Source organism: Streptomyces sp. NBC_00454 (assembly GCF_041434015.1).
GTDB lineage: Bacteria > Actinomycetota > Actinomycetes > Streptomycetales > Streptomycetaceae > Streptomyces.
This window is the reverse complement of sequence record NZ_CP107907.1, coordinates 7,080,036-7,103,618: the sequence shown is the minus strand read 5'-3', so window position 1 is coordinate 7,103,618 and position 23,583 is coordinate 7,080,036. Positions and strand designations below refer to the sequence as shown.

23 protein-coding genes are annotated in these 23,583 nt (G+C 73.0%); 6 read left to right on the top strand and 17 right to left on the bottom strand.

Annotated features, from left to right (window positions below; genetic code table 11):
* Positions 1 to 24: 24 nt before the first annotated feature.
* The 4 genes from OHU74_RS32450 to OHU74_RS32435 form a co-directional block, all read right to left on the bottom strand.
* A complete protein-coding gene (locus OHU74_RS32450) occupies positions 25 to 1,458 on the bottom strand; it encodes an alpha/beta hydrolase family protein (RefSeq protein ID WP_371619199.1) in 1,434 nt (477 codons plus the stop codon).
* Between the two features lie 75 nt (positions 1,459 to 1,533).
* Positions 1,534 to 2,235: a (2Fe-2S)-binding protein gene (locus OHU74_RS32445; RefSeq protein ID WP_371619198.1), complete on the bottom strand. Its 702-nt coding sequence runs from the start codon at positions 2,233 to 2,235 to the stop codon at positions 1,534 to 1,536.
* A gap of 79 nt (positions 2,236 to 2,314) precedes the next feature.
* Complete coding sequence (locus tag OHU74_RS32440) at positions 2,315 to 3,367, bottom strand: SIS domain-containing protein (RefSeq protein WP_371619197.1); 1,053 nt, start codon at positions 3,365 to 3,367, stop codon at positions 2,315 to 2,317.
* Between the two features lie 65 nt (positions 3,368 to 3,432).
* Positions 3,433 to 4,695 carry a PTS transporter subunit EIIC gene (locus OHU74_RS32435; RefSeq protein WP_371619196.1) on the bottom strand — a complete coding sequence of 421 codons (1,263 nt, stop codon included), beginning with the start codon at positions 4,693 to 4,695 and terminating at the stop codon, positions 3,433 to 3,435.
* A gap of 176 nt (positions 4,696 to 4,871) precedes the next feature.
* Here OHU74_RS32435 and OHU74_RS32430 point away from each other — a divergent pair, with 176 nt between their 5' ends.
* Positions 4,872 to 5,639 carry a GntR family transcriptional regulator gene (locus OHU74_RS32430; protein ID WP_330299976.1) on the top strand — a complete coding sequence of 256 codons (768 nt, stop codon included), beginning with the start codon at positions 4,872 to 4,874 and terminating at the stop codon, positions 5,637 to 5,639.
* Positions 5,640 to 5,757: 118 nt separating this feature from the next.
* On the opposite strand, the gene OHU74_RS32425 is transcribed toward OHU74_RS32430, so the two are convergent.
* The gene (locus tag OHU74_RS32425; protein ID WP_371619195.1) at positions 5,758 to 7,050 is read right to left on the bottom strand and encodes an MFS transporter; all 1,293 of its coding nucleotides are present in this window, start codon (positions 7,048 to 7,050) and stop codon (positions 5,758 to 5,760) included.
* A 102-nt stretch (positions 7,051 to 7,152) separates the two neighbouring features.
* A complete protein-coding gene (locus OHU74_RS32420; protein WP_371619194.1) occupies positions 7,153 to 7,959 on the bottom strand; it encodes an alpha/beta fold hydrolase in 807 nt (268 codons plus the stop codon).
* A 140-nt stretch (positions 7,960 to 8,099) separates the two neighbouring features.
* Here OHU74_RS32420 and OHU74_RS32415 point away from each other — a divergent pair, with 140 nt between their 5' ends.
* Positions 8,100 to 8,786, top strand: a complete 687-nt coding sequence (locus OHU74_RS32415; RefSeq protein WP_371619193.1) for a GNAT family N-acetyltransferase — start codon at positions 8,100 to 8,102, stop codon at positions 8,784 to 8,786.
* Between the two features lie 96 nt (positions 8,787 to 8,882).
* Here OHU74_RS32415 and OHU74_RS32410 read toward each other — a convergent pair whose 3' ends face one another.
* The 3 genes from OHU74_RS32410 to OHU74_RS32400 are packed head-to-tail and all read right to left on the bottom strand — an operon-like array spanning position 8,883 to position 12,166.
* Positions 8,883 to 9,911: a TolB family protein gene (locus OHU74_RS32410; RefSeq protein WP_371619192.1), complete on the bottom strand. Its 1,029-nt coding sequence runs from the start codon at positions 9,909 to 9,911 to the stop codon at positions 8,883 to 8,885.
* Positions 9,912 to 9,944: 33 nt separating this feature from the next.
* Complete coding sequence (locus OHU74_RS32405; protein ID WP_371619191.1) at positions 9,945 to 11,282, bottom strand: MFS transporter; 1,338 nt, start codon at positions 11,280 to 11,282, stop codon at positions 9,945 to 9,947.
* A 2-nt stretch (positions 11,283 to 11,284) separates the two neighbouring features.
* Positions 11,285 to 12,166 carry an alkaline phosphatase family protein gene (locus OHU74_RS32400; RefSeq protein WP_371619190.1) on the bottom strand — a complete coding sequence of 294 codons (882 nt, stop codon included), beginning with the start codon at positions 12,164 to 12,166 and terminating at the stop codon, positions 11,285 to 11,287.
* Positions 12,167 to 12,431: 265 nt separating this feature from the next.
* Here OHU74_RS32400 and OHU74_RS32395 point away from each other — a divergent pair, with 265 nt between their 5' ends.
* Complete coding sequence (locus tag OHU74_RS32395; protein WP_371619189.1) at positions 12,432 to 13,832, top strand: alpha/beta hydrolase-fold protein; 1,401 nt, start codon at positions 12,432 to 12,434, stop codon at positions 13,830 to 13,832.
* Here the strand turns inward: OHU74_RS32395 and OHU74_RS32390 are convergent.
* Positions 13,810 to 15,318, bottom strand: coding sequence for a carboxylesterase/lipase family protein (locus tag OHU74_RS32390; protein ID WP_371619188.1), 1,509 nt, complete (start codon positions 15,316 to 15,318; stop codon positions 13,810 to 13,812). The two genes, OHU74_RS32395 and OHU74_RS32390, sit on opposite strands and share 23 nt — an antisense overlap.
* Positions 15,319 to 15,465: 147 nt before the next feature.
* On the opposite strand from OHU74_RS32390, the gene OHU74_RS32385 reads away from it, so the two are divergent.
* A complete protein-coding gene (locus OHU74_RS32385; RefSeq protein WP_371619187.1) occupies positions 15,466 to 15,849 on the top strand; it encodes a hypothetical protein in 384 nt (127 codons plus the stop codon).
* 117 nt (positions 15,850 to 15,966) lie between these two features.
* A complete protein-coding gene (locus OHU74_RS32380; protein WP_330299966.1) occupies positions 15,967 to 16,248 on the top strand; it encodes a chaplin in 282 nt (93 codons plus the stop codon).
* A 103-nt stretch (positions 16,249 to 16,351) separates the two neighbouring features.
* Here OHU74_RS32380 and OHU74_RS32375 read toward each other — a convergent pair whose 3' ends face one another.
* The 7 genes from OHU74_RS32375 to OHU74_RS32345 all read right to left on the bottom strand — a co-directional run bounded on the left by OHU74_RS32375 (position 16,352) and on the right by OHU74_RS32345 (position 22,428).
* Complete coding sequence (locus OHU74_RS32375; RefSeq protein WP_371619186.1) at positions 16,352 to 17,215, bottom strand: tyrosinase family protein; 864 nt, start codon at positions 17,213 to 17,215, stop codon at positions 16,352 to 16,354.
* Between the two features lie 6 nt (positions 17,216 to 17,221).
* On the bottom strand, positions 17,222 to 17,611 hold the full coding sequence (locus OHU74_RS32370) for a tyrosinase family oxidase copper chaperone (protein WP_371619185.1): 390 nt from the start codon (positions 17,609 to 17,611) through the stop codon (positions 17,222 to 17,224).
* Positions 17,612 to 17,685: 74 nt separating this feature from the next.
* Positions 17,686 to 18,213, bottom strand: a complete 528-nt coding sequence (locus OHU74_RS32365) for a GNAT family N-acetyltransferase (RefSeq protein ID WP_371619184.1) — start codon at positions 18,211 to 18,213, stop codon at positions 17,686 to 17,688.
* A gap of 16 nt (positions 18,214 to 18,229) precedes the next feature.
* A complete protein-coding gene (locus tag OHU74_RS32360) occupies positions 18,230 to 18,841 on the bottom strand; it encodes a trimeric intracellular cation channel family protein (protein ID WP_371619183.1) in 612 nt (203 codons plus the stop codon).
* A gap of 256 nt (positions 18,842 to 19,097) precedes the next feature.
* Positions 19,098 to 20,246, bottom strand: a complete 1,149-nt coding sequence (locus OHU74_RS32355) for an acyl-CoA dehydrogenase family protein (protein ID WP_371619182.1) — start codon at positions 20,244 to 20,246, stop codon at positions 19,098 to 19,100.
* Positions 20,243 to 21,457 carry an acyl-CoA dehydrogenase family protein gene (locus OHU74_RS32350; RefSeq protein WP_371619181.1) on the bottom strand — a complete coding sequence of 405 codons (1,215 nt, stop codon included), beginning with the start codon at positions 21,455 to 21,457 and terminating at the stop codon, positions 20,243 to 20,245. The genes OHU74_RS32355 and OHU74_RS32350 overlap by 4 nt, the downstream gene beginning before the upstream one ends.
* Positions 21,454 to 22,428, bottom strand: a complete 975-nt coding sequence (locus OHU74_RS32345; protein ID WP_371619180.1) for an NADPH:quinone oxidoreductase family protein — start codon at positions 22,426 to 22,428, stop codon at positions 21,454 to 21,456. The genes OHU74_RS32350 and OHU74_RS32345 overlap by 4 nt, the downstream gene beginning before the upstream one ends.
* A gap of 252 nt (positions 22,429 to 22,680) precedes the next feature.
* Between OHU74_RS32345 and OHU74_RS32340 the strand changes: the two genes are divergently transcribed.
* Positions 22,681 to 23,580 (top strand): SDR family oxidoreductase, encoded by a 900-nt coding sequence (locus OHU74_RS32340; protein ID WP_371619179.1) that lies wholly within the window; start codon positions 22,681 to 22,683, stop codon positions 23,578 to 23,580.
* Positions 23,581 to 23,583 lie beyond the last annotated feature (3 nt).

Genomic DNA, 23,583 nt, shown 5'->3' with positions numbered 1-23,583 from the left:
GGTCGGGTCGGCCGATCTGATCCATCAGCGGTGCAGTACGTCGGCCAGCCAGTCGAAGACGACGTCGCAGTGCTGCTGCGGGGCCATCGGGGAGCAGTGCAACTGCGCCCCGGTGGCCTCCGTCAGTTTCACGTACTCGCGGCGCGAGCGGAGCAGGTCGTACATCTGCTTCGGCTGGCCCGGGTAGAACTGCTCGGAGTCGTAGTCGAGGACCAGGGCGGGCGCCTTGATCTTCGGCACCACGGCGGTGACGTCGAGGCCGATGGCCAGCCGGGCCGGGGTCCACAGGTCGGTGAGGACCCGCCCCGCGCGCGCCTCCCGCAGGGCCTCCCCGGAGAAGATCTCGAGCCGCTTCTTGACCGTATGGGCGAGCCGTGGGGTGAGTGCGGGGACGAGCTCGTCGTTCCACCGCCGGTTGGTCCGCGCCTTGTCCGCGGTGACGACGTCGCGGAGTTCCTCGGGGAAGGCCAGCCACGGGCTGAGGCAGCCCGGCTGGCAGACGAGGGCCGCGATCCGGGGTTCGAAGGCGGCGGCGCGCGCGACGAGGTTGCCGCCCATGCTGAGTCCGGTGAGCGCGATGCGGGCGCTGTCCACGTCCTTGCGCTCCTCCAGCCAGTCGATCAGCGGCCCCACGACCTTCTCCCAGCGGCTGGTGAAGGGGATCCCCTCGACGAACAGCAACTGGCCCTGGCCCGGCCCCTCGTAGACCAGGGCGTTCCAGCCCCGGTCCAGGGCGGCGGACACCCCGTAGGTCCACATGTCGACATTCTGGCCGTCGCTGCCGTTGGTGAGGATGACGGTGGGCCGCGGCTCGGACGGGTCCGCACCCCCGGGACGGAAGAACCACACCGGCAGGTGCGTCCCGCCGTACGGGACCTTCGCGCGGACGGCCGCCGGGGAGCAGAGCTGGGTGAAGGTGTCCCAGGCGCGGCGCCCGGCGAGATAGACCTCCTCCTCGTCACCGGGCCGCTCGGTGCCCAGTACGTAGAACAGGGCCTGCGCGTAGTACTGCGCGGCCCGCAGCGCGCGGAAGCGGCGGGTTTGGGAGGGAGCTTCCCGGCCGTGCCGGCCGGCGGCCGGGGGCGTGGCGAGCCGGTCGCCGCAGCCGCGGAAGGTGTCGGTGAAGGTCTGCTCGGACGGTCCGGCGGCGTTGATCGCGTCGACGGCGGTGAGGACCTCCCCGACCTCGGAGGCGCGCATGCCGGCGGCGCCCAGGGCGAAGAGGCCGGCGAAGTTGAATCCCGGGTCGGCGAAGAGTTCCACCGCTCCGGGTGCGGGATCGGGTGCCGCTTTGACGATGCCGCTACCGGTGCCGGTACCCGCCGGAGCGGCGGCGACCGCCGGTCCCGCGGCACCCGCCCCGGCGGCGAGTGCCCCGGCCCCGGCTGCGAGTCCGGTCAGGGCCGCCCGGCGGGAGATCCCGGAGGGGTCCCCGTGCGATGTCTGAGCTCGAGTCATGGCAGGGAAGGTAGGAGCAGCCCCGGGCGAGTCCCCGGCCGCCACACCCCGCACTGCTCCGAACGGCCCTATGGCCTAGCGGGTCCGCAGCACACAGTCCCCGCAGAGGCCGCCGCCCGGCGCGCGGTAGTACAGGCAGCAGCTGCGGCGCACGAAGGCCACCCCGAGGCCGGGTTCGTGGACGAAGGTGCCCGAGGCGCCGAGCGGCCCGCCGTCCGCGAGGAGCTCGGCCGCGAGGGCCGCCGCCGCCTCCCCCGGCACCCGGTCGCCGAGCACCCGCACCGCGCCGACCAGCCCGGAGGCGGCGTTCCCGCGCAGCACCTGCGGCGAGACGCCGAACCGGGTGCGCAGCCGGTCGTCGAGCAGGGCGAGGTTGTCCGTGAGCACGGTGTCCGCCAGCGACTGCGCCAGCGTCTCGCCGGGCACTGCTGCGGGCAGTGCGGTGGGCTCGGGCAGCCACAGTTCCAGCGACCCGGCCCCGGGGAGCCGCCACCACACCCGGTCGGGGCCCAGGTCCGGAGCCCGGCCGGACAGGGCGGCGCCGCCCAGGGCGATCGACCAGAGCCGGGAGGCGATCCCGAACTGCGCGGTCGAGGCGGCCACCCGCCCGGGGCCGCTCCCGAGCCGCCGCCCGATCTCGTCCACGTAGGCCCCGAGCTGCTGCCCGTAGAGCTCGGTGAGCGGGCGGAAGCCGGGCCCCGGCGGCTCCTTCCCGTACGCCACGGTGAAGAACGGCCCGACGGAGCGCAGCTGCCGCAGTACCGGCGTGAAGTCCATGCCCGGATGATCTCAGGCGGCACTGCGGCCACCGCCCGCACCCCGGCCGCCATCAGGCGGTCGGGGTGCGGGCGGTGGCCTAGGCCTGGGTGAAGGCCGCCACCTCGAAGTCGGACATGTCGAGGCCGCCCTGCTTGGTGTCGTCGTTGGCGAAGACGAAGGACTCGATCGGGACGTTGCGCTCGGCGCTGAGCTGGGCGACCAGCTCCTGGAGGACCACCGTCTCCAGGACCACCCGGACCGCGTCCGCGACCTCGGGGAGGCGGACGACCGACAGGTTGTCCGCCGGGGCGGTCTCGGCCGTGGTGATCAGCAGGGTGAGGTGGCCGGCGCCCGCGAGCGAGCGGGCCAGCTCGATCTCGCGCCCGTCGCCGTAGACGAGGTGGAGGGTGTTGCCCGCCGACTCCATCTCGCCGTGCAGGTAGTTGCGGGTCGCCGAGGCGGCCGCGGTCATCCGCACCACTTCGCGCAGCAGCAGCGCGCCCTCTTCGGCGGAGGCCCGGGAGGCGCCGGCCGCCACGCCGTCGGAGGCGATGCAGCGGGCGCCGCGGTCGCGCAGTCCCGCCACGACCTCGGTGGCCTGCTCGTGGACCGTGGTGGTCTGCTCCGCGATCTGGCCCCACGGGTCGCCTTCGCGTCCCGCCACGGCGCCCGCGATCAGGTCGAGGGCGACGACGGTGCCGGTGTAGCCGATGGTCGAGGCGTAGGAGTCGGGCTCGTTGCCGAGGTCCACCGTCAGGTCGGCGAGGTCGCCGAGCGGGGACGGGACCACGTTGAGCAGCGCGGTCTTCGTGATCCCCGGGGCGGCGCACTCGAAGGCGGCGATGGTCTCGGAGCTGCGGCCGCCCTGGGAGACGGCGATCAGGCAGTCGGTGTCGAAGCCTTCGGTGCCGGTCTCGATCTCGCTGGACAGGACCCGCTGGGTGACGATCCCGGCTTCGCGCAGCTGCTGCACGGGGACGGCGAGGGCGGCGTAGGAGGCGCCGATGCCGGTGAAGAGGGGGCGTTCGGCGCCGCGCAGGCCGGCCAGCTCCGGGGTGGCGAGCTGGGTGCGGACGCGGTCGGCGATCCGGGCGAGGGCTGCGCCCTGGTCGGCCTGGCCTTCGAGGAAGGTGATGCGGGATCCGGACATGGTGTGGGGGTCCTTAGCGGGTCTGGGGAAGCCTGGGCGGGCGGTACGAGGGGGAAGCGGCGGGATCAGGCGGAGGCGTCGGCCTCGGTGCCCGGCTGCGGCTGCGCGTCCTCGTCCCGTTCGCGGCCCGGGGTCGGAAGGTCGAACCTGACGATCGCCCAGCGGAAGAGCACGTAGTAGATGGCGGCGAAGGCCAGGCCGATCGGGATGAGCATCCAGGGCTTCGTGGCGATGCCGTAGTTGACGATGTAGTCGATGGCGCCGGAGGAGAACCCGAAGCCGTCGCGGATGCCGAGGGCGTAGCAGACGGCCATCGAGACGCCGAAGAGGAAGGCGTGGATCGCGTAGAGGACCGGGGCCACGAACATGAAGGCGAACTCGATGGGCTCGGTCACGCCGGTGACGAAGGAGGTCAGGGCGACGGAGATCATCATGCCCTTGATCATCGTGCGGTTCTCGGGGCGGGCGGTGTGCGCGATGGCCATGGCGGCGGCCGGGAGCGCGAACATGTAGATCGGGAAGCCGCCGGTCATGAACTGGCCCGCGGTCGGGTCGCCGGCGAGGAAGCGGGCGACGTCTCCGTGCACCTCGGTGCCGGTGGCGGGGTTGACGAAGCTGCCGGCCTCGAACCAGGGGAAGACCGAGAAGAAGTGGTGCATCCCGATCGGGATGAGGGCCCGGACGACGAGGCCGAAGAGGCCCGCGCCCCAGGCGCCGGTGCCGACCAGCCACTCGCCGAAGTGGAAGAACCAGCCGCCGACGGTCGGCCAGACCACTCCGAATACCACTCCCATGCCGACGCCCGCGAAGGCGCTCAGGATGGGTACGAGCCTGCGGCCGCCGAAGAAGCCGAGCCACTCGGGCAGCTTGGTCCGGCTGTAGCGCTGGTAGAGGAGGGCCGCGACCAGGCCCATCACGATGCCCCCGAGGACTTTGGCGTCGAGCGGTTCGCCGTCCACGCCCTTGGGGAAGGCGGGGCTGGCGAGGACTGCCTTGAAGACCAGGTAGCCGACCACGGCCGCCAGGGCGGTGGAGCCGTCGGACTTCTTCGCGAAGCCGATGGCCACGCCGACCGCGAAGAGCAGCGGCAGGTGGGCGAACACGGTGTCACCGGCGGCCGCCAGGACCATCGCGAGCTTCTGCACGATCATCGGGAAGTTCTCGCGGCCCAGGAGGTCGGCGCCGCCGAGCCGGGTCAGCAGGGCTGCGGCCGGCAGCGTGGCCACGGGCAGCATCAGGCTGCGGCCGATGCGCTGCAGGACCGGCATGACGCGGCCCGGCTTCTTTCCGGCGGCCGGTGCGGCAGCCGGGACGGTGGCCGTACTCATCTCGGGACTCCTCGTCGAGCGGGGTGGTGGGGACGAATCGAACGTATCCAGTGGTTTTACATTGGTCAACAATGGTCTCTTGTGGTCTTATTCAAAACATCAAGATGGGGCCCAAGGTCCCACCCGCACGAGGCCAGAAGCCAGACCCAAGTGGTAGCAAGTGGTATGTTTTGCCCATGACCGACGACGCTGCCATCGCCGCCGCCACCTCCGCCGTCAACGCCTCCGACCCCCTGTGGTCCCAGGCCTCGGACCGGATCCGCGAGGAGATCGCGCGCCGCGGCCTGTCCGCGGGCAGCAAGCTGCCGCCCGAACGCGAGCTCTGCACCCGGCTGGACGTCTCCCGCGTCACCCTGCGCCGCGCGCTGGCCCACCTCGTCGACCAGGGGCTGGTCACCGCCTCGCACGGCCGCGGCTGGTTCGTGGCCGCCCCCGTGCCGCCGGCGCCCGCCCGCGAGTGGCCCAAGGACCTGGAGTCCTTCACCGCCACCGCGCGCCGCAAGCACATGCGCGCCAGCTCGGTCGTCCTGCACCAGGAGACGGTCACCGCCTCGCTCGACGACGCGGACCGCCTCGACGTGCCCGCGGGCACCCCGCTGCTGCGCCTCGAGCGGGTCCGGCTGCTCAACGAGGTCCGGATCGCCCTCGACCGGACCCTGGTGGTCGCCGAACTCGCGCCCGACCTCACCCGCACCGACTTCCGCGAGGCCTCCCTCTTCGAGGAACTGCGCCGCTGGGGCGTCGAGCCCGACCGCGCCGAGGCCACGATCGAGGCACGCACCGCGGACGGGGAGCTCGCCGGGCACCTGGGCATCGCGGAGGGCGCGCCCGTACTCGTCCTCGACCAGACCGTGTACACGCGTGACCAGCGGCCGCTCCTGCTGTCCACCGTGGAGTACAGCGGGGACCGCTACCGGCTGCGCACCACTCTGCAGACAGACTGACACCGCCGCCCCGGCGCGCGGTAGCACCGTTCGGCTCCCCCGGAGCCGCCGAACGGCCCCGGCCGGGCGGGCCTTTGCCCCGGGCCGGCGGTGATCCTGCGGTGCGGCGCCCCGACGGCTACCGCGACCGTACTGAGGCCCGCGCGGCCCCGTCCCCACCGTCGTTGCCGCCGTCCCCGTCGTTGCCGCCGCCGTTGCCGCCGTCCCCGCCCCGGGCGGCCTCCGCCCGGCGCACGGCGGGACCCATCGCGTACGAGGCCGCCAGCAGGAGCCCACCCAGCAGCAGCCAGCCCGGGATCCCCCAGAGCAGCAGCAGCGAGGTCAGCACCAGCGGGCCCAGGGTCCGGGCGATCGGCACCCCGGTGCCGAAGAAGCCCTGGTACTGGCCCATCCGTTCGGCGGGGGCCAGCCCGAAGCCGATCTGCCAGGACCCGGCGGACTGCCGCATCTCGGCGTCCACCTGGAGCACGGCGCCCGCCAGCAGGATCGCCGCGGCGGCCCACCCGGACCGGGGCAGCGCCGACAGGGCGAACACCCCGCACGCGGCGGCCACCACCAGCCCGGAGACCCGTACCGCCCGCCGAGCGCTGTCCAGATCCGTCACCGGGCGGGCCACCCGCACCTGGAACAGCATCACGGCGAGGGTGTTGAGCACGAACAGCGCCGACGCCATCCAGCCGGGGGCGTGCGTGCGCTCCACGATCCACAGCGGTATCGCCAGGCTGAGCAGCGGCATCCGCAGCAGCAGGATCGCGTTGAGCAGGGTGACCAGCGCGTACGGCCGGTCCCGGAGCACCGCCAGGCGCGGCTCCCCCGCCGCCCGGTCCGGGACGGGCGCCACCACCGGCAGCCGCAGCAGTACGGCGGCGCACAGCAGGAAGGCCAGGGCGTCGAGCGCGAAGACGGCGAAGTAGGCGCGCTCGGTGCCGACGCCGAGGGCCAGTCCGCCGAGGGCCGCGCCCACCGCGAGGCCCGCGTTGAGCACGGCCTGGAGGTGGGCCAGCACCCCGGTCCGCTCCTCGGGGGCGACCAGGCCGGCGAGCAGCGCCTGGCGGGCCGCGGCCAGTCCGCACTGGGCGGTGGCGTAGACGAGGACGGCGGCCAGGAAGGCCCAGAAGGAGCGGATGAACAGGAAGGAGCAGACGGACGCGGCCGTGGCCACGGCCAGCAGCACGGAGGTGCCGCGCGGCCCGCGCCGGTCGGCGAGCGCGCCCAGCGGCACGCCCGCGACCGAGCCGACCGCCCAGGCGATCGTGAGGCCCAGACCGATCTGGGCCGGCGAGAGACCCACCACCCGGGTGAAGTAGAGCGCCGAACACACGTAGTAGGCGCCGTCTCCGACGGAGTTGCTCAGCTGGGCGGCGGCCAGTCGGCGCGGCACTCCGGGCGGGGGCAGGATCCGGTTCGTCACGCCATCATTGGACCAGCTGAATGGCCCATTCCGTTGGTCCATTCGCCATCTGTGTCACCGGGCCATTGCGATCCCGCCCCGCGAGCTGCCCCCGCCCGTCCCTCAGTGCGCCTCGAGGAACTCCAGCAGTGCCCGGTTGAAGGCCTCCGGCTGCTCAACGCCCGGCAGGTGCCCCGCCCCATCGATCACGGCGAGCACCGAGTGCGGGGCCAGTGACCGCATGGACTCGGCTTCGGCGACCGGGGTGTACACGTCGTCGCGCCCGACCAGGATCAGGCAGGGCACGGAGGCCGGCAGTGCGGCGAGCACGGGCGCGTAGTCGGGCCGCTCGGCCCGCCCGCGCAGCGCGGCGGCCGCGCCCTGGGGGTCGGTGGCGTACATCATCGCGGTCACCTTCGCCGCCGCCTCGGGCATCGCGGTCACGTTGTACGCCGCGAGCATCTTGTCTATGACCTCGTCGGTGTAGGGCTTCATCCCCTCCTCGAGGAGCCGCTCGGCGAGCTCGCGGCGGTAGGTCTTGCCTTCGTCGGTCTCCGGCGGAGCGGAGGTGTCGCTGAGCACGAGGGCCCGTACCAGACCCGGGTGGCGCAGCCGCATCTCGAGTGCGATCTGCCCGCCCATGGACACACCCCCGACGACCGCCTGTTCGACGCCCAGGGAATCGAGCAGGGCGGCCAGATCATCGGCGAAGTCGGCGAGCAGGGTCTTGCCGGGCACGACCGGGCTCTGACCGTATCCGCGCAGGTCAGGGGTGATCACACGGTAACCGGCGGCGGTCAGGGCCGCCGTCTGGGGGGACCACATCGAGTGGTTGAAGGGATGTCCGTGGATGAGGATTACGGGGGCTCCGTCGCGGGGACCCAAGTCCTCGAAAAAGACGTTCACGCCATTGCCAATCAGGGGGTTCATGAGAGCACTTTAAGGAGTTACATTGAGCCACTCGCGTTCACCTGACAGCCCGTTGCCTTTCACCCGTGTTTTGCACGGGGGGCGACGTCAGAGACGCAGACTGTGCAACCACCCCACCGCCCAGAAGGACCGAAGGCTCCGTGCCCGTACCCGTACTCCTCGCCGGCCGCTCCGTGCGGCTCGAGCCCCTCGCCCCCCACCACACCGAGGCCTTGGCCCTGGCCGGGGCCGAGGATCGTACGACTTACGCCTTCACTCCCGTACCTCACGGGTTGCAGGCGTCCCACGAGTACATCGACCGTGCCCTCGCTGATCAGGCAGCGGGTCGATCGCTCCCCTTCGCGGTGGTCAGAGCCACCGACGGTCGGGTGGTCGGTTCGACCCGGTTCCTGGAACTCGATTACTGGCAGGGGCCGCTGGTCTGGCCCGCCGTGCCGGGGATCCCGTTCGGCGATCCGGCGACGGCGATCCCCGATGCCGCCGAGATCGGCAATACCTGGCTGTCCCCGGCAGCCCAGGGAACCGGCATCAATACCGAGGCGAAGCTGCTCCTGCTCCGCCATGCCTTCGAGACCTGGGGCGTGCGGCGCATCTCGCTGCGCGCGGACGCCCGCAACGGCCGCTCGCGCGCCGCGATGGAACGGCTCGGGTTCACCTGCGAGGGGGTCCGCCGGGCCCATTCGAGGGGCCTCGACGGCGCGGTCCGCAGTACGGCGTTCTACTCCATCCTCGACGAGGAGTGGCCCACCGTGCGGTCGGTCATCGAGCATCGGATGTCGGCGGGCGCGCAGCGCAAGCGGCGCCGCAAGACGCTCATCCCGGCGTAACGGTCCTTCTGCGCGGACAGCGGCCCGCGGCCGGCCCGCGCTCGGCCCCCGTTCGTCCCTCCCCCTCCCCCTCCCCCTCCCCCCGTCTTCCCGGCGTCAGCCGAGGAAGGCGGGGGCGAGGGCCGAGGTCATGTACCGGGCCGGTGCTCCGCTGCCGTCCGTGGGCAGCGAGTACAGGTCGGCGCCGAAGTCTCCGGGCAGGGAGTAGACGACCGTCCGGTCGTCGGTCCACACCACCTGGTCGTCCACGCTGCGCTCCTCGGCGAGCGGGGTCTCCGCCATCGTGGCCAGGTCCAGGACGTACAGCCGCCACGGCGCGTCCGGCGACAGGCCGGGCACCCGCTTCTTGAAGACCAGCCGGGTCCCGTCGGGCGACAGGGACGGGCATTCCAGGTTCTCGCGCAGCGTGGTCACCGTGCGCGCGGTGAGGTCGCCGCGGACCAGGTAGGTCTGGCCGCCGGTCGCGAGCGTGGCGTAGAAGGTCTGCTCGTCGGCCGCGAAGGTGACCCCCCAGAAGTTGACGTCGGCGTTGCGGTACGTCTTGCCGTCCTTGTGGATCGCGAAGTCCTCCAGCGAGGCGTCGAACCTCCCCGTCCGCAGGTCCAGCAGCGAGGTCCGGGTGGAGAAGTTCGTGCCGGCGTAGGAGTCCCCGCCCACGAAGACCGTCCAGGCGACCAGGTGGCCGCCGGGCGAGACCCGCGCCCGGGTGGGGATGCCGGCCAGCGGGTGGCTGGAGACCTCCTTCAGGTGCGCGTCGAGGACGACGGCCTTGTAGCTGTCCTGCACCCCGCCCTTCTCCGCCTGGAGGCAGATCCCGGTGCCGCCCGCGGAGTGGAAGCGCAGGCAGCTGACCGCGGAGGCGGTACGGGCGCCTTCGGGCGCGTCGGCGGGCACGGTGGAGAGCTCGTCGCGGTGCGGCCCCCAGGCCATGTTGCGGAACACGATCCGCCGACCGCCGTCGCCCGGGGCGAGGGTGACCTCGCCCCGGGTGATCGGTGGCCCGCCGGCCTGGACCTGGTTCTTCTCGTCGGCGCGCGAGGAGGCCCGTACGACGGCGAGCGCTCCGACGGCGGCGAGCAGGGCGATGGCCGAGACGAGGATCAGGATCCGGCGATGCAGGGTCATGCGTGGGGGGCCTTTCGGGATCTACGGGATGTTTCAGACGGCCGGGTCGGCCACGGGGGCCTCGGGGCCCGACGGGTCCGCGCCGGCCTCGGGAGCCGCTCCGCCTCCGGCGCCGTCCTGCGGCCGCAGCCGGACGCAGAGCGCGACGGCCCCGGCCAGGAGCACGGCGGCGACGGCCAGCGCGGGGCGGGCGCCCCAGAACGTCCAGGCGGCCCCGAAGCCGAGCGAGGCGGCGAACCGGGCGAGGGCCTGGCCGGTCTGGACGAGGGCGAGGCCCCCGCCTTGGTGCTCCTCGGGTACGGCTCCGGCGGCGGTGGCCATGAGCACCCCGTCGGTGGCCGCGTAGAACGCGCCGTGCAGCAGGAGGACCGCGTACGGGAGCGCCGGCTGGTCCCCTCCGACGAGGAGGATCCCGTAGGCGGCGAGCAGGGCGAGGTGGCCGCCGAGGAAGACGCGCCAGCGGCCGATGCGGTCGGCGAGCCGGCCGAGCGGCAGCGCGAGCAGGAAGAACGCGGCGGCGGTGCCCAGGGGCAGCAGGGCGAACCAGCGGTCGGCGATGCCGGTGGAGTGCTGGAGCAGCAGGAAGACGAAGGCGTCGCTGACGGTGCACAGGCCGAGCAGGAGCGCGCAGAGGCTGATCCGGCGCAGGTCGCGGCGGCCCAGCAGCCCGAAGGAGGCCCGCAGCGAGACGGGGGCTCCGGTGGCGGTGGGCGCGGTGCGCCGGCCCGGTACGAAGAGCACCAGCACCAGGACGCCGAGCGCGGCCACGCAGGCGCTGACCGTGAAGACGGCGTCGTAGCCCTCGGCTGCGCCGCGCAGGATCAGGAAGGCCAGGATCGGTCCGATCAGCGCCCCTGCGGTGTCCATGGCGCGGTGCACGCCGAAGGCCCGGCCGCGGTCCTCGGGGGCGGCCGACAGGGAGATCAGCGCGTCGCGCGGGGCGGTGCGCAGGCCCTTGCCGGTGCGGTCGAGCGCGAGCACGGCCCCGATGGCGGGCAGGGTGTGGGCGAGCAGCAGGAGCGGCTTGCACAGGGCGGAGAGCCCGTAGCCGATGCCGGCGAGGGCCTTGTGGCGGCCGAAGCGGTCGCCGAGGTGGCCGCCGGTGAGCCGGACGAGGGCGCTGACGCCGTTGTAGAGGCCGTCGAGCAGGCCGAAGCCGAGGGGGGTGAGCCCGAGTCCGGCGACGAGGTAGAGCGGGAGCACGGCCGTGACCATCTCCGAGGAGACGTCGGTGATGAGGCTGACCGTGCCGAGGGCGAGCACCGTGGGGGCGAGCGCGGCGCGCCGCCCCGGGCGGATGCCCGGGGCGACGGCCTGCGGCTCGGGGGTCACGGCGGGCGCGGGGGTGCCGCGACTGTCCGCAACGTACATGGTCAGGAAGTCCAGATCCCCGTGATGTCGGTGGCGCCGGCAGCGTTCCCCGCGTGGGTGGTCAGGCCGGAGAGGCCTTCGAGGGTGCGCAGCATGTTGTAGTGGTTGTACGTGGTGGAGCTGGTGGAGCCCGGGGTCACGGACTGGCCGTAGAACACGGTCGGGATCTTGTTGCCGGCGAGCCGGTTGTCCTCGTCGAAGGTGACGACGAGCAGGCTGTTGTGGGTCTTGGCCCAGTCCGCGTAGGCCTTGAGGTTGTTCTTCAGCCAGGTGTCGCCGGTGCCGACGGAGCAGTCGTGCATGTCGCTGCAGAGGTTCGGGACGACGAACGAGGTCTTGGGCAGGGTGGTGAAGTCCGTCGGGAACTGGGTCATCGTCTTCGCGGTGCTGGTGGGCACGTTGGAGAAGGCGAACCAGGGGTTGTGCTTCTGGGCGTACTTGCCGCTGGAGCAGGTGGTGGAGCCCTGGCTCGGCAGGGTCTCGTTGTAGCTGGCCCAGGTCTTGCCGGCGGCGATCAGCTCGGACGCCAGGTTGGGCGCGGAGCTGAAGCCGGGCGTGTAACAGCTGTCGCCGGTCACGCCCTGGTTGGAGCCCGAGAAGAGCTGCAGGTAGTTGGGCTGGCTCGGGTGCGTGACGCCGTAGGAGTTGGTCAGGTTGCCTCCCCCGGTCTTGAGGGAGTTGATGTAGGGGGCGCTGGAGCTGCCGATGACCTGGTTGTAGGCGTGGTTCTCGAAGACCACGACGACTATGTGGTCGGGTGTGGGCAGGCCGGCCGCGTGCGCGGGCTGAGCGGTGCCGATGCCCGCCCACAGCGCGGCCGCGGCGGCGGTGAGGCCGAAGGCGGTGGCGAGGGCGGTCTTGCGACGGGACCGTGAAATGGGCATGCCGAACACGGAAATTACCTCCGGGCAGGGGGAGTCTGGGGGCGGCGCGGACGTACCGTACCGAGTGGCATGTGCATGGGCCAGGGATAGTTGGCGAACAGCACGGGAACTCCGCAGGCCCTTTTCACGACGGGCAACGTCCTGCCCTAAGGAACCCCAAGAGTCGGAAAAATGTGGAACCCCGGAGCACGTACGCTCATCCTTCGATCGAAAGCAGTCTCATCCCGCCCCAATGGGGCAGCACCAAGCCGGAGAGCACCCGCACATGTCGCAGCAGCCGCCCTACGGGCAGCCGTACCCGCAAGGGCAGCAGCAGTACCCCCCTCACCCGCAGCAGGGCCGGGGCCAGGGGTACGGCTCGCAGCAGCCTCCGTACGGGCAGCAGGAGGGCTACGGCCGCCAGGACCCGTACGGACAGCAGCCGGGCTACGGGCAGCAGCCCGGGTACGGACAGCAGCCCGGCTACGGCCGGCAGCCCGGGTACGGGCAGGAGCCCGCCTACGGTGAGCAGCAGCACCAGTACCGTGAGCAGGGGCCCTACGGCGAGCAGCCCCCGTACGGCAACCAGCCGCCCTACGGCGACCAGCAGCCCGGCGAGCCGCCCCGGCGCCGCTCCAGGGTCCGGCGCTGGGTGATCGCCGGCGCCTCCGTGCTGGCGCTCGCGGGCATCGCCGCGCTGGTGATGAACCACTACGAGATACCGCCGTTCACCGACAAGGGCGAGAGCGTCTCCTTCGGGAAGGCCCCTGGCGGTTCCGGCGATACCGGTGGCAAGGCCGTCAAGCCGGCGGCGAACTCGAAGATGTCCATGCCGACCGGCCCGGCGGCGGACTTCAAGAACTCGATGACCCTGCCCGACGGCACGCACGTCGCCGTCACCACGCTCGACGGCAAGAAGTCCGGCTTCAAGGGCAAGGTCTGGGTCTGGGCGCCCAAGGAGTACAACGACCCCAAGTACGCCAGGAGCGGGTTCCCGGTCATGATCGCCCTGCCCGGCGGCGCGGGCTACCCGAACAACTACTGGATGGGCACCGACCTGGGCCTCCAGGCGAGCATCAGCAAGTGGTACGGCGAGGGCAAGAGCAAGCCCTTCATCCTGGCCATGCCGGTGCTGAACCCGGCCCCGGACGACAAGGGAATCTACTGGGACGGCTCGGACATCCCGGGGCAGCCCAAGATGGGCACCTGGCTGACCGACGACGTCCCGGACCTGATGCGGGCGAACTTCCGCACGATCAAGTCCCGTGACGGCTGGGCGTACATGGGCTCCTCCACCGGCGGCTTCGCGAGCCTGAAGGCCGTGCTGAAGTACCCGGAGAAGTTCAAGGCCGCGATCTGCTCCGGCCCGGACATCGTCCCCGACTCCTCCCTGTGGAAGGGCCACGACAAGGAGAAGGCGGAGAACAACCCCGAGCTGCTCGCCAAGGAGCTGATCGACAAGAAGGGGCCGGACGTCTACCTGGCCTTCCAGGTCGGCACCAACGAGAGCAACAAGAACACCTTGCCGAACGTGCAGAAGTTCATCGCCACGTACGGCAAGGGGCCGGTCCACACCGACCTGAGGATCATCCAGGGCGGCCAGCACAACGCCAAGACCTATGTGCCCAACATGGGCGAGGGGCCGATCCAGTTCATCAGCAAGGTCATGGAAGGGCCGGTGGAGTAGCCGGTCCCCGCCCCTCCCGCCCCGGCCCGCCGAACACCTTCGGCGGGCCGTCGCCGTTCCAGGGGGCCCAGCCCGGGTCCCCAGCGACGGCGAAGCGCACCCAGGCCGCGTGCATCTCCCCGGCCAGTTCCTGCGGGGCGTCCGGCCCGGCCAGCCAGGCGGCCTCGGGCACCGCCAGGGTGTCGAAGACGAAGCCCAGTTCCAGCGCGTGGCAGGACCCGAGTCCCGGGACCCCGGACGGCCACGCGAACTCGTACACGAAGCGCGGAGCGGTACGCCGCTGCGCGCCCTCCCCGTGGTCCTCCCCATGGCCCGCGGCGAGCTTGCGCAGCGGGTCGCGCAGCAGCCGGTCGGTGAGCAGGTGCCCGGCGAGGTCGGCCGGGCCCGCTGCGGGCCGCTCGGCGCGCAGCGCCCGTACGGCGGCCTGGTCCTTGCCGCTGCGGATCCGGCCCAGGGACACGGCGAGCGGCCCGAGCCGGTCCAGGAACCGCATGGCGCCGGTCGGGGCGAGCCAGAGCCGGTACTCCTCGGCGGTCCAGCCCATCAGCAGCGGCATCTCCCCGGCGGCCCGTACCGCCGCTTCGAGCGGGTCCCCCGGCAGCGTGTCCGGGTCGGCGACCAGGCCGAAGGCGGGGCCGCCGAGCAGCGGGGAGGAGCGGCGCAGCACGGCCGACTGGGCGGCGAGCAGGTCGGGCAGGGCGACGGCGGCGAAGGCCCCGGCGGTGGCGTCCACCTTGAGCAGCGCGGCCATCCGCCGGACCATGGTGCGGACCTTCTCGCGGGCCAGTGCCTCGGGGGCGCCGCTCTGCAGGACGGCCCGGTGGAAGAGCCCGGCCGCGCGGGGTGCCGCGAGCAGGGCGCCGACGCTGATGGCCCCGGCGGATTCGCCGAAGACGGTGACCCGGCCGGGGTCTCCGCCGAAGGCCTCGATGTTCTCGCGGACCCAGGTCAGGGCGGCGATCTGGTCGAGCAGGCCGCGGTTGGCGGGGGCGTCGGGGAACAGCCCGTAGCCGAGGACGCCCAGGCGGTAGTTGACGGAGACGAGGACGACTCCGTCGCGGGCGAAGGAGCCGCCGTCGTAGACGGGGACGGCCGAGGAGCCGCGGGTGAGCGCCCCGCCGTGGATCCACACCATGACGGGCAGCCGGGCGCCGGACTCCGGGGCCGGGGTCCACACGTTGAGGTTGAGGCAGTCCTCGCCGGGGATCTCCGGGTCGGGGAGCAGCGCGGCGAACTCGTCGGGGTAGGGCACCTTGGGCGCGGTGGGCCCGTAGGCGCCGGCGTCGCGGACGCCGTCCCACGGCTCGGGGGGTGCGGGCGCGGCGAAGCGCAGGGCGCCGACGGGCGGGGCGGCGTAGGGGATGCCCCGGAAGACGGCGGTGCCGGCGCGGCCGGTGCGGCCTTCGACGGTGCCGTACGCGGTCCGGACCCGGGGCCGTGGACCGGATCGGGTGCGGTCCTGGGCTTCGTCGGCCGCTGTGCTCATCGTGTCCGTCCTCCTGGGCTGGATCGGCTGGTTCCGGCTGGATCCGGTGTCGCGCGCACCGCCGGTCGCACCGTCGCACAGGCGCGCGGCGGGTGACAAGGCGTGACCCCGGCCGGGGCGCGCCCGGTTGGGCGGGTCATGCGATCCATGCCTCTTCACCACACCATTCGGAGCCTGGTCCGGGCCGGCTCGGTCCCGGTCCTGCTGTTCGCGGCCGCGGCCGGGACGCTCACGGGCGCCGAGGCGTACGCGGCCGACGGCCCGACCGCCGCTCTGGGGACTCCGTCGACCGTCGGGCCGGACTTCCAGTACCTGGGCACGGACGACAAGCCGCACGGTTTCGCGGCCCCCAAGGGCTGCCTGCCCGCGTCCGGCGGCGGCGGGCGCGCGGTGACCAACAAGACCAGGTCCACGGTGACGCTCTACCGGGAGCCCGGCTGCGCGGGCCCCGCGGTGGAGGTCCTGCGGCCGGGAGCCGTCCAGCCGGTGCGTCCGTACTTCGCCTCCGCCCGGTTCGGGATCACCAAGTAGTTCGGATCACCAGCGGCCCAGCGGCCGTGACCCTTGGGCTGTCCCCGCGTTGTATGCCATGTCAAACGCCGCAGGTTCTCTTTCTGCGGCACCCCCGTTTCACTCTAGGAGATCTTGATGTCGCGTATCGCGAAGGCATTCGTCATCACCGCTGCCGCCGGTAGCGCCCTGGCCGCCGGTGCGGGTCTGGCGGCTGCCGATGCCGGAGCGCACGGTGCGGCGGTCGGCTCCCCCGGTGTCCTCTCGGGCAACCTGCTCCAGGTCCCGGTGCACGTCCCGGTCAACGTCTGCGGCAACACCGTCAACGTGATCGGTCTGCTGAACCCGGCGTTCGGCAACACCTGCATCAACGCGTCGGGCCACGACGGGCACCACACCGAGGGCAACTACGGCGGCTGAACCGCCTGACCGACCCTGAAGGGGGCCCCCGCCGTACGGCGGGGGCCCCTTTCCCGTGCTGTCCTGCTCCTCGGGCTCACCACTCGCCGCGGTGGGGCCCGGTTCACTCGTAGCGGTAGAGCCCCTGGTGGCCGAGCATCTCGCGCGGGCTGACGTCCCACGGCGGCATCGTCTCGTCGGCCGCGATCACCCGGCCGCGCTGGAGGTCGCCCAGTTCGAGCGGGGCGGCGGGCAGGTAGCCGGCCCCCGGGTGCTTCTGCTGCCAGCGGTCCCAGAGCAGGTCCACGAAGGCGTGGTGCAGCCAGAACACCGGATCGTTGGGCGAGGTGCCGCCCGTCATGTGGCCGCCGATCCACTGGTGCACCTTGTTGTGGTTGCGCCACTTCTCGCTCTTGGGGGCGGACCAGCCCTCCAGTTTGTTGCGGAAGCCGCCGCCCTCGGCCGTCGAATCCCAGGGCGCGGAGTCGTACACCGGGTCGTCGAGCGCCCACTGGAGCTCGGCAGCGGTCGGCAGGCTGATCGGGTTCTGCGGCCGGCCCAGGTTGCGGGTGAGGAAGTGGGCTTCCGTGAGGCCCACGGTGACCGTCCAGTTGCCCCGCGCGTAGGCGAAGGGGCCCGTCATCACCTGGCGGTCGCTCTCGCGGCCGGTCCCGCCCATGAAGTCGTCGGCCCACAGGGAGGAAGCCGGGCTGTTGTCGGCGGTCCAGTCCCAGTAGGGGATGGTGACACCGGAATCGACGCTCTGCAGCCGGCGCTCGAACTCCAGCAGGTAGCACCGGTGCCAGGGGAAGAACGACGGGGACATGTGCCCGACGCGCAGCTTGCGGTCGCGGTCCGGGACGAAGTACTTGTCGTGGGTGCGCACCAAAGCGTCGTAGGTGCCGTTGCGCTTGAGCTCGATCACGGCCGCCGTGAACCGCTTCTTCTGCGCGCTGGTCAGGTTCTTCTGGTTCTGCCTGACGTACACGGCCGGCTACTCCGGTCCGCCGTGGTGCGCGGCACCGGACGCCAGCTGAGTGGAGCCCAGTTCGTCCACGGCGGCGCGGGCCAGCTCCCACGGGGTGTCGTAGGACTGGAAGTGGTTGATCCCGCTGAGGTAGCTGCCGTCGGCGCGGCGCATGACGTGCAGGGGCCTGCCGTCGATGCGGACGGCGGCGGCCGCGAGGTCCACGGCGATGTGGCGGCCGCGGTAGGTCTCCTCGGTGAACCGCGTGAGCGGGGCCGGTGTGAGGGTCTGCCGGGGGCGGCGGGCGCGCAGTACGGGGGCCAGGGCCGCGGCGGTGCCGGCGAACACGGCCGCGGTGAAAGCCGTACGGAGGACCGCGCGGCGGGTGAGTGGTGCGGCGGCGGGTGCTGCGTACATACGGTCTCCCTCGCTCGGTGGCCGGTGCCTACGGGTCTAACGCGGCGCGGCGGGCGAGGTCACCGAGGAGACCCCTACTGCTTGGTGTGCTTGTAGTAGAGAGTGGTCGCCACGAGCCGTCCGGCCGGATCGGTGGCGTAGTCGGGGATGGCGCCGGCCACCGTCCAGCCGGCCGCCCGGTACACGCGCTCGGCGGGGCTGCCGCTCTCGGTGTCCAGGAACAGCAGCAGCACCCCGGCGCGGGCGGCGGCCGCCTCGGCCTCGGCGAGCAGTGCGCGGCCGGTGCCGCGGCCGCGGGCCCCGGGGTGGACCATCAGCTTGCGCAGCTCGGCGCGGTGGCGGCCGTTGGCCTTCGTCTCGCGGTACCAGCTGACGGTGCCGTCGGCCCGGCCGTCCGGGCCCCGGGACACCCACAGCGCGAGGGAGCCCTCTTCGAGGGCGGGGAGCAGCGAGTCCCACCAGGCGGCGGCGCCGTCCCGGTCGAGGTCGGCGAGGAAGCCGATGGAGGAACCGCCGCGCACGACGGCCAGCAGGAGGTCCGCGAGTTCGTCCCGGTGGGCGGCGAGCCCGGTGGCGTCGAGCCGCGCGATGGCGTGGGTCATCCCCCGAGGATAGGGATCAGCCGGCCGCGCGCTGGAGGCGGGGCAGGTGCAGATCGCGGAAGATCGCGGCCATCCGGAGCCCGAAGACGAGGACGGCGGACACGACGGTGCTGACGGTGTCCGAGGTACCGACGGAGTGCAGGCCGAGGTAGCAGAGCGCCCCGGCGAGCGCGGCCGTCGCGTACACCTCCTCGCGCAGCAGCAGCGGCGGGAACTCCCCGCAGAGCACGTCGCGGACGACCTCGCCGGTGACGCCCGTCAGGACGGCGAGAATGAGCACGGCGACGGGGGTGACGTGGGCGTCGATGGCGGCGCGGGCCCCGATGACGGTGACCACGGCCAGCCCGACCGCGTCGACCACCATGAGCGCGCGGTGCGGGAGCTCCCAGCGGCGCAGGTAGAGCATGGTGGCCACGGCCACGGACGCGATGAGGACGAGCAGCAGCCAGTCGTGGGTCCAGTAGAGGGGGTGCCGGTCGAGGATGAGGTCGCGCAGGGTCCCGCCGGAGATGCTGGCCGCGAAGGCGAGGACCAGCCCGCCGAAGGGGTCCATGTTGGCGCGGTGCGCGGCCAGGACGCCGGAGGCGGCGAAGGCGGCGATACCGAGGAGGTAGAGGGCGTGCAGCATGGTGCGCCTCCTTCACGGGGCGGGCGGTGCGGACGGGGCGGGGCAACCTGTAGAGGTTGCCGCACCCCGGCCGCGGCCCGCATCGGCCGTTCGGCCGGTCTCTGCGGGGCAGGGCGGGTGCCGTTGCGCGGGGCTTCTCCCCGCCCCGCCCCTTCACCGTTTCCCGGGGCTCCGCCCCGGACCCCTACGTGCGCTGCGCGCCCGTGCCCTCGAACGCCGGGCCGGCTGGATTGCCGCGCAGCGGTGGAGCCTGTGACTACGGCGCCGGGAGCTCCGCGAAGTCCGCCACCAGGCCGCGGTGGTGGCCGGCCGTGCCGAGGGCCAGGGAGTCGGCCTTGGCCCGCTTGAGGTAGAGGTGGGCCGGGTGTTCCCAGGTCATGCCGATGCCGCCGTGGAGCTGGACGCATTCCTCGGCCGCGCGGACCGCGACGCCCGAGCAGTAGGCCTGGGCCACGGCCACCGTGAGCGGAGCGTCGGGGGCTCCCGTCGCCAGGGCGTCGGCGGCGGCGCGGGCCGCCGCGCGGGCGGAGGCCACGTCGAGCCAGAGCCGCGCGAGGCGGTGCTTGAGTGCCTGGAAGGAGCCGACGGGCCGGTTGAACTGGTGGCGTCCGCGTACGTAGGCCACCGTTTCCGTCAGGCACCATTCGGCGATCCCGAGCTGTTCCGAGGCGAGCAGCCCGGCCCCCGAGAGCAGTGCTCCGGCGATGGCCGCGCGGGCGGTGGCCGGATCGGCGAGCCGGGTTCCGGCGGCCCCGTCGAGGGTGACGGTGGCCAGGGGCCGGGTCAGGTCCAGCGCGACGAGCGGGGTTAGCGCGACCCCTGCCGCGGTGGCCGGGACGGCGTACAGGCCGGTGTCGGCGAGGACGAGCAGGACGTCGGCGGCCACCGCGTCGGCCACAGCCATCACGGTGCCGCTCAGCGCAGTGCCGCTCAGCACCCCCGCGCCGACGTCCCGGACCGGCGGCGGCAGCGGCGCGCCGGGGGCCAGGGTCAGCGGCAGCGCGGGTACGAAGATCCGCCGGCCCGACGCGAGTTCCCGTAGGAGCTCCGTGGCCTCCGGGCCGTCGCAGCCGATCAGGATCTCCGCCGCGAGGACCGCACTCGTGAGGTAGGGGACCGGCGCCGCGGCCCGGCCGAGCTCTTCGAGGACCACGGCCGCCTCGCGGTGGCTCGCGCCCTGTCCGCCCAGCTTCTCCGGTACGAGGAGTCCCGCCGTGCCCATGTCGACGGCCAGGGTCCGCCACAGCTCCGGGTCGTGCGGACGGCCGCTCTCGATCCGGCCGAGGATGCCCGGGGCGTCGCAGCGGGCAGCGAGGAGGGAGCGTACGGCCGTGCGGAGTTCCTCCTCCGTCTCGGAGTACAGCAGGTCGAGGGGGGCGGCGCTCGGGGGGTACGGCGGCGTCATCGAGCCAGGTCCTTCCATGCGAGGTCCTTGTCGTCGCGCGGCTCGGGGGGCAGGCCGAGTACGCGTTCGGCGACGATGTTGAGGAGGATTTCGCTGGTGCCGCCCTCGATGCTGTTGCCCTTGGCACGCAGGTAGCGGTATCCGGCGTCGCGGCCGGTGAAGTCGACGATCTCGGGGCGGCGCAGGGTCCAGTCCTCGTACAACAGCCCTTCCTCGCCGAGGAGTTCCACCTCCAGTCCGCTGATCTCCTGGTTGAGGCGGGCGAAGGTGAGCTTCATCCCCGAGCCCTCGGGGCCGGGCTGGCCGGCGACGAGCTGCTGGCGCAGCCGCTCCCCGGTGAGCCGGGCGACCTCCGCCTCGACCCACAGTTCGAGCATCCGCTGGTGCAGGGCGTGCGTACGCAAGCGAGGGCGCTCGCGCCAGGCGGCGGCGACCGGGGCGATCATGCCGCCCTCGCGCGGGATCCGCATGCCGCCGATGGAGACCCGTTCGTTCATCAGGGTGGTGCGGGCCACGGCCCAGCCCTGGCCCACGGCGCCGAGGCGGTGGGCGTCGGGGATCCGGACTCCGGTGAGGAAGACCTCGTTGAACTCCGCCTCGCCGGTGATCTGGCGCAGCGGACGCACCTCGACGCCCGGGGCGTGCATATCGCACAGGAAGTAGGTGATGCCCTGGTGTTTGGGCAGCGCGGGGTCGGTCCGGGCGATCAGGATGGCCCAGCGGGCGGTGTGGGCGCTGGAGGTCCACACCTTCTGGCCGTCCACGACCCATTCCCCCGCGGCCTCGTCGAGGACCGCGCGGGTGCCGAGCGCGGCCAGGTCGGAGCCGGCGCCGGGCTCGCTGAAGAGCTGGCACCAGACTTCCTCGCCGATCCACAGGGGGCGCAGGAACCGCCGCTTCTGCTCCTCGGTGCCGTACGCGAGGATCGTGGGCGCTGCCATGCCGAGGCCGATGCCGATCCTCCGCGGGTCGTTGTCGGGTGCTCCGGCGGCCTCCAGCTCGGCGTCCACGACGGCCTGGAGGGAGCGGGGCGCGGCGAGTCCGCCGAGGCCCTGCGGGTAGTGGACCCAGGCGAGTCCGGCGTCGAAGCGGGCCCGCAGGAAGTCTTCGCGTCCGGTGGCGGCGGGCGGGTGCGCGGCCAGCAGCTCCCGTACGCGTACGAGCAGTTGGTCGGCGGTGACCGCTGCGGCGGCCTGGCCGGCGGCGGTCATCGGGCGCCCCCGTCCAGGGCCGGTACGACGACCAGGCGCCCGGTGGTGGTCCCGTCGGCGAGGCGCTGCACGGCGTCGGCGGCCCCGGCGAGCGGGACCCGTTCGCTGACCAGCGGCCTGATGGAGCCGTCGGCGGCGAGGCGGGTGAGCTCGGCGTGGCAGGCGGCGATGGCGGCCGGGTCCTTGGCGGCGTAGAGGCCCCAGTGGAGGCCGAGGACGGCGTAGTTCTTCACCAGGGCGTGGTTCAGCGCCGGAGCGGGGATGGTGCCGCTCGCGAATCCGACGACGACGATGCGGCCCTCGAAGGCCACGCATTTGGCCGAGGCGGTGTAGGAGTCGCCGCCGACCGGGTCGTAGACGACGTCGGCGCCGCGTCCGCCGGTGAACTCCTTGACCCGGGCCACCACGTCCTCGCTGGTGCGGTCGATGACGAGGTCGCAGCCGAGCTCCTCGGCGGTGCGGACCTTGGCCTTGCCGCCGACCACTCCGATGACGGTGGCCCCGGCGGCCCTGCCGAGCTGGACGGCGGCGCTGCCGACCCCGCCGGCGGCCGCGTGCACCAGGAGGGTCTCGCCGGCCTGGAGACGGGCCCGGCGGTGCAGGCCGAACCAGCCGGTCTGGTAGCCGATGTGCAGGGCCGCGGCCTCGGCGTCGTCGAGGGTGTCCGGGGCGGGGAGCAGGGACCGCGCGGAGGCGGTGACGTACTCGGCGAAACCGCCGTGCGGCAGGCTCGGGTTGGCGATGACGCGGCGGCCGTCCTCGGTCTCGCCGCAGATCTCCACGCCGGGGGTGAAGGGCAGCGGCGGGCGGATCTGGTACTGGCCGCGCACGAGCAGCGCGTCGGGGAAGTTGACGTTGGCGGCGAGTACCTTGAGCCTCACCTCGCCCTCGCCGGGCACCGGTTCGGGCACCTCTTCGAGGCGCATGGCCTCGCGGGGCTCGCCGGGGGTGTGTACTCGCCATGCCTGCATCCGGGGCCTCCAGCCGCCGACGGGGATCACGCCTCGCGGGCATACTAAGCGGTCGCTTGCAGCCCTGGGAACCTCCCGGGACCCCCGGGAACCGGCTGCTCCGCATCAACCGTCGCCCATCGGGTCGCATCCGTCCCGCTTTCGGGCCACATACGGCGCGAGCACGGCGGGAGCACGGCGCGAGCACGTCATAGGAACGAGCTGCGCCGCGGCCATGGCGGTCTCGGCGTCCGCACGCTATCGATGGGCCGCATGGAGAACCCCTTGCGCGGCCTGCCCGCGCCGCCGCCGCTCGGCTCCGCCGCCCTGCCCCCCGGTACGTACGCGGGGCAGGTGGTGCTCGTGACCGGCGGCGGCACCGGGCTGGGCAAAGCCATCGCCACCGAATTCGCGCGGCTCGGCGCGGACCTGGTGATAGCCGGCCGCCGGATCGAGCAGCTGAAGTCGGCCCAGGAGGAGCTGGCGGCCGTACCCGGCGCGGGCCGGGTGACGGCCGCCGTCTGCGACATCCGGGACCCGGAACGGGTGGCCGAGGTGTTCGACGCGGCCGGGGCCGCCTTCGGCCGGCTGCCGGACGTGCTGATCAACAACGCGGCGGCCAATTTCCCCTGCCCGGCCGAGGACTTGTCCCCCAACGCCTGGCGGGCGGTGGTCGACATCACCCTCACCGGCACCTGGTTCACCACCCGCGAGTTCGGCCGCCGCCACCTCGCCGCGGGCAGCTGCGGGTCCATCGTGAACATCGGAGCCTCGTACGCCTGGACGGGCGGGCCGGGATTCGCCCACAGCGCCGCCGCCAAGGCCGGGGTGAAGAACCTGGTGGAGACCCTGGCCGTCGAGTGGGGCCCGTACGGCATCCAGATCAACGGCCTGGTCCCCGGGCTGTTCCCGCACGCGGACATGACCGAGGACATCCGGGGCGGCCTGGACCGGGCCGCCCCGGACGCCAAGGACAACCGGCAGCCCGCCCTGCGGGTCGGCGCACCGCGCGAACTGGGCTGGGCCGCGACCTTCCTGGCCTCCCCCTACGCCCGTTTCATCACCGGCCACACCCTGGTGGTGGACGGCGCGAACTGGCAGCGCCGCTCCCTCGTCAACCCCGAAGTGGTACCGGTACGGGAGCAGCTGGGCCGTGGCCCGTTCACCCTCTGACCA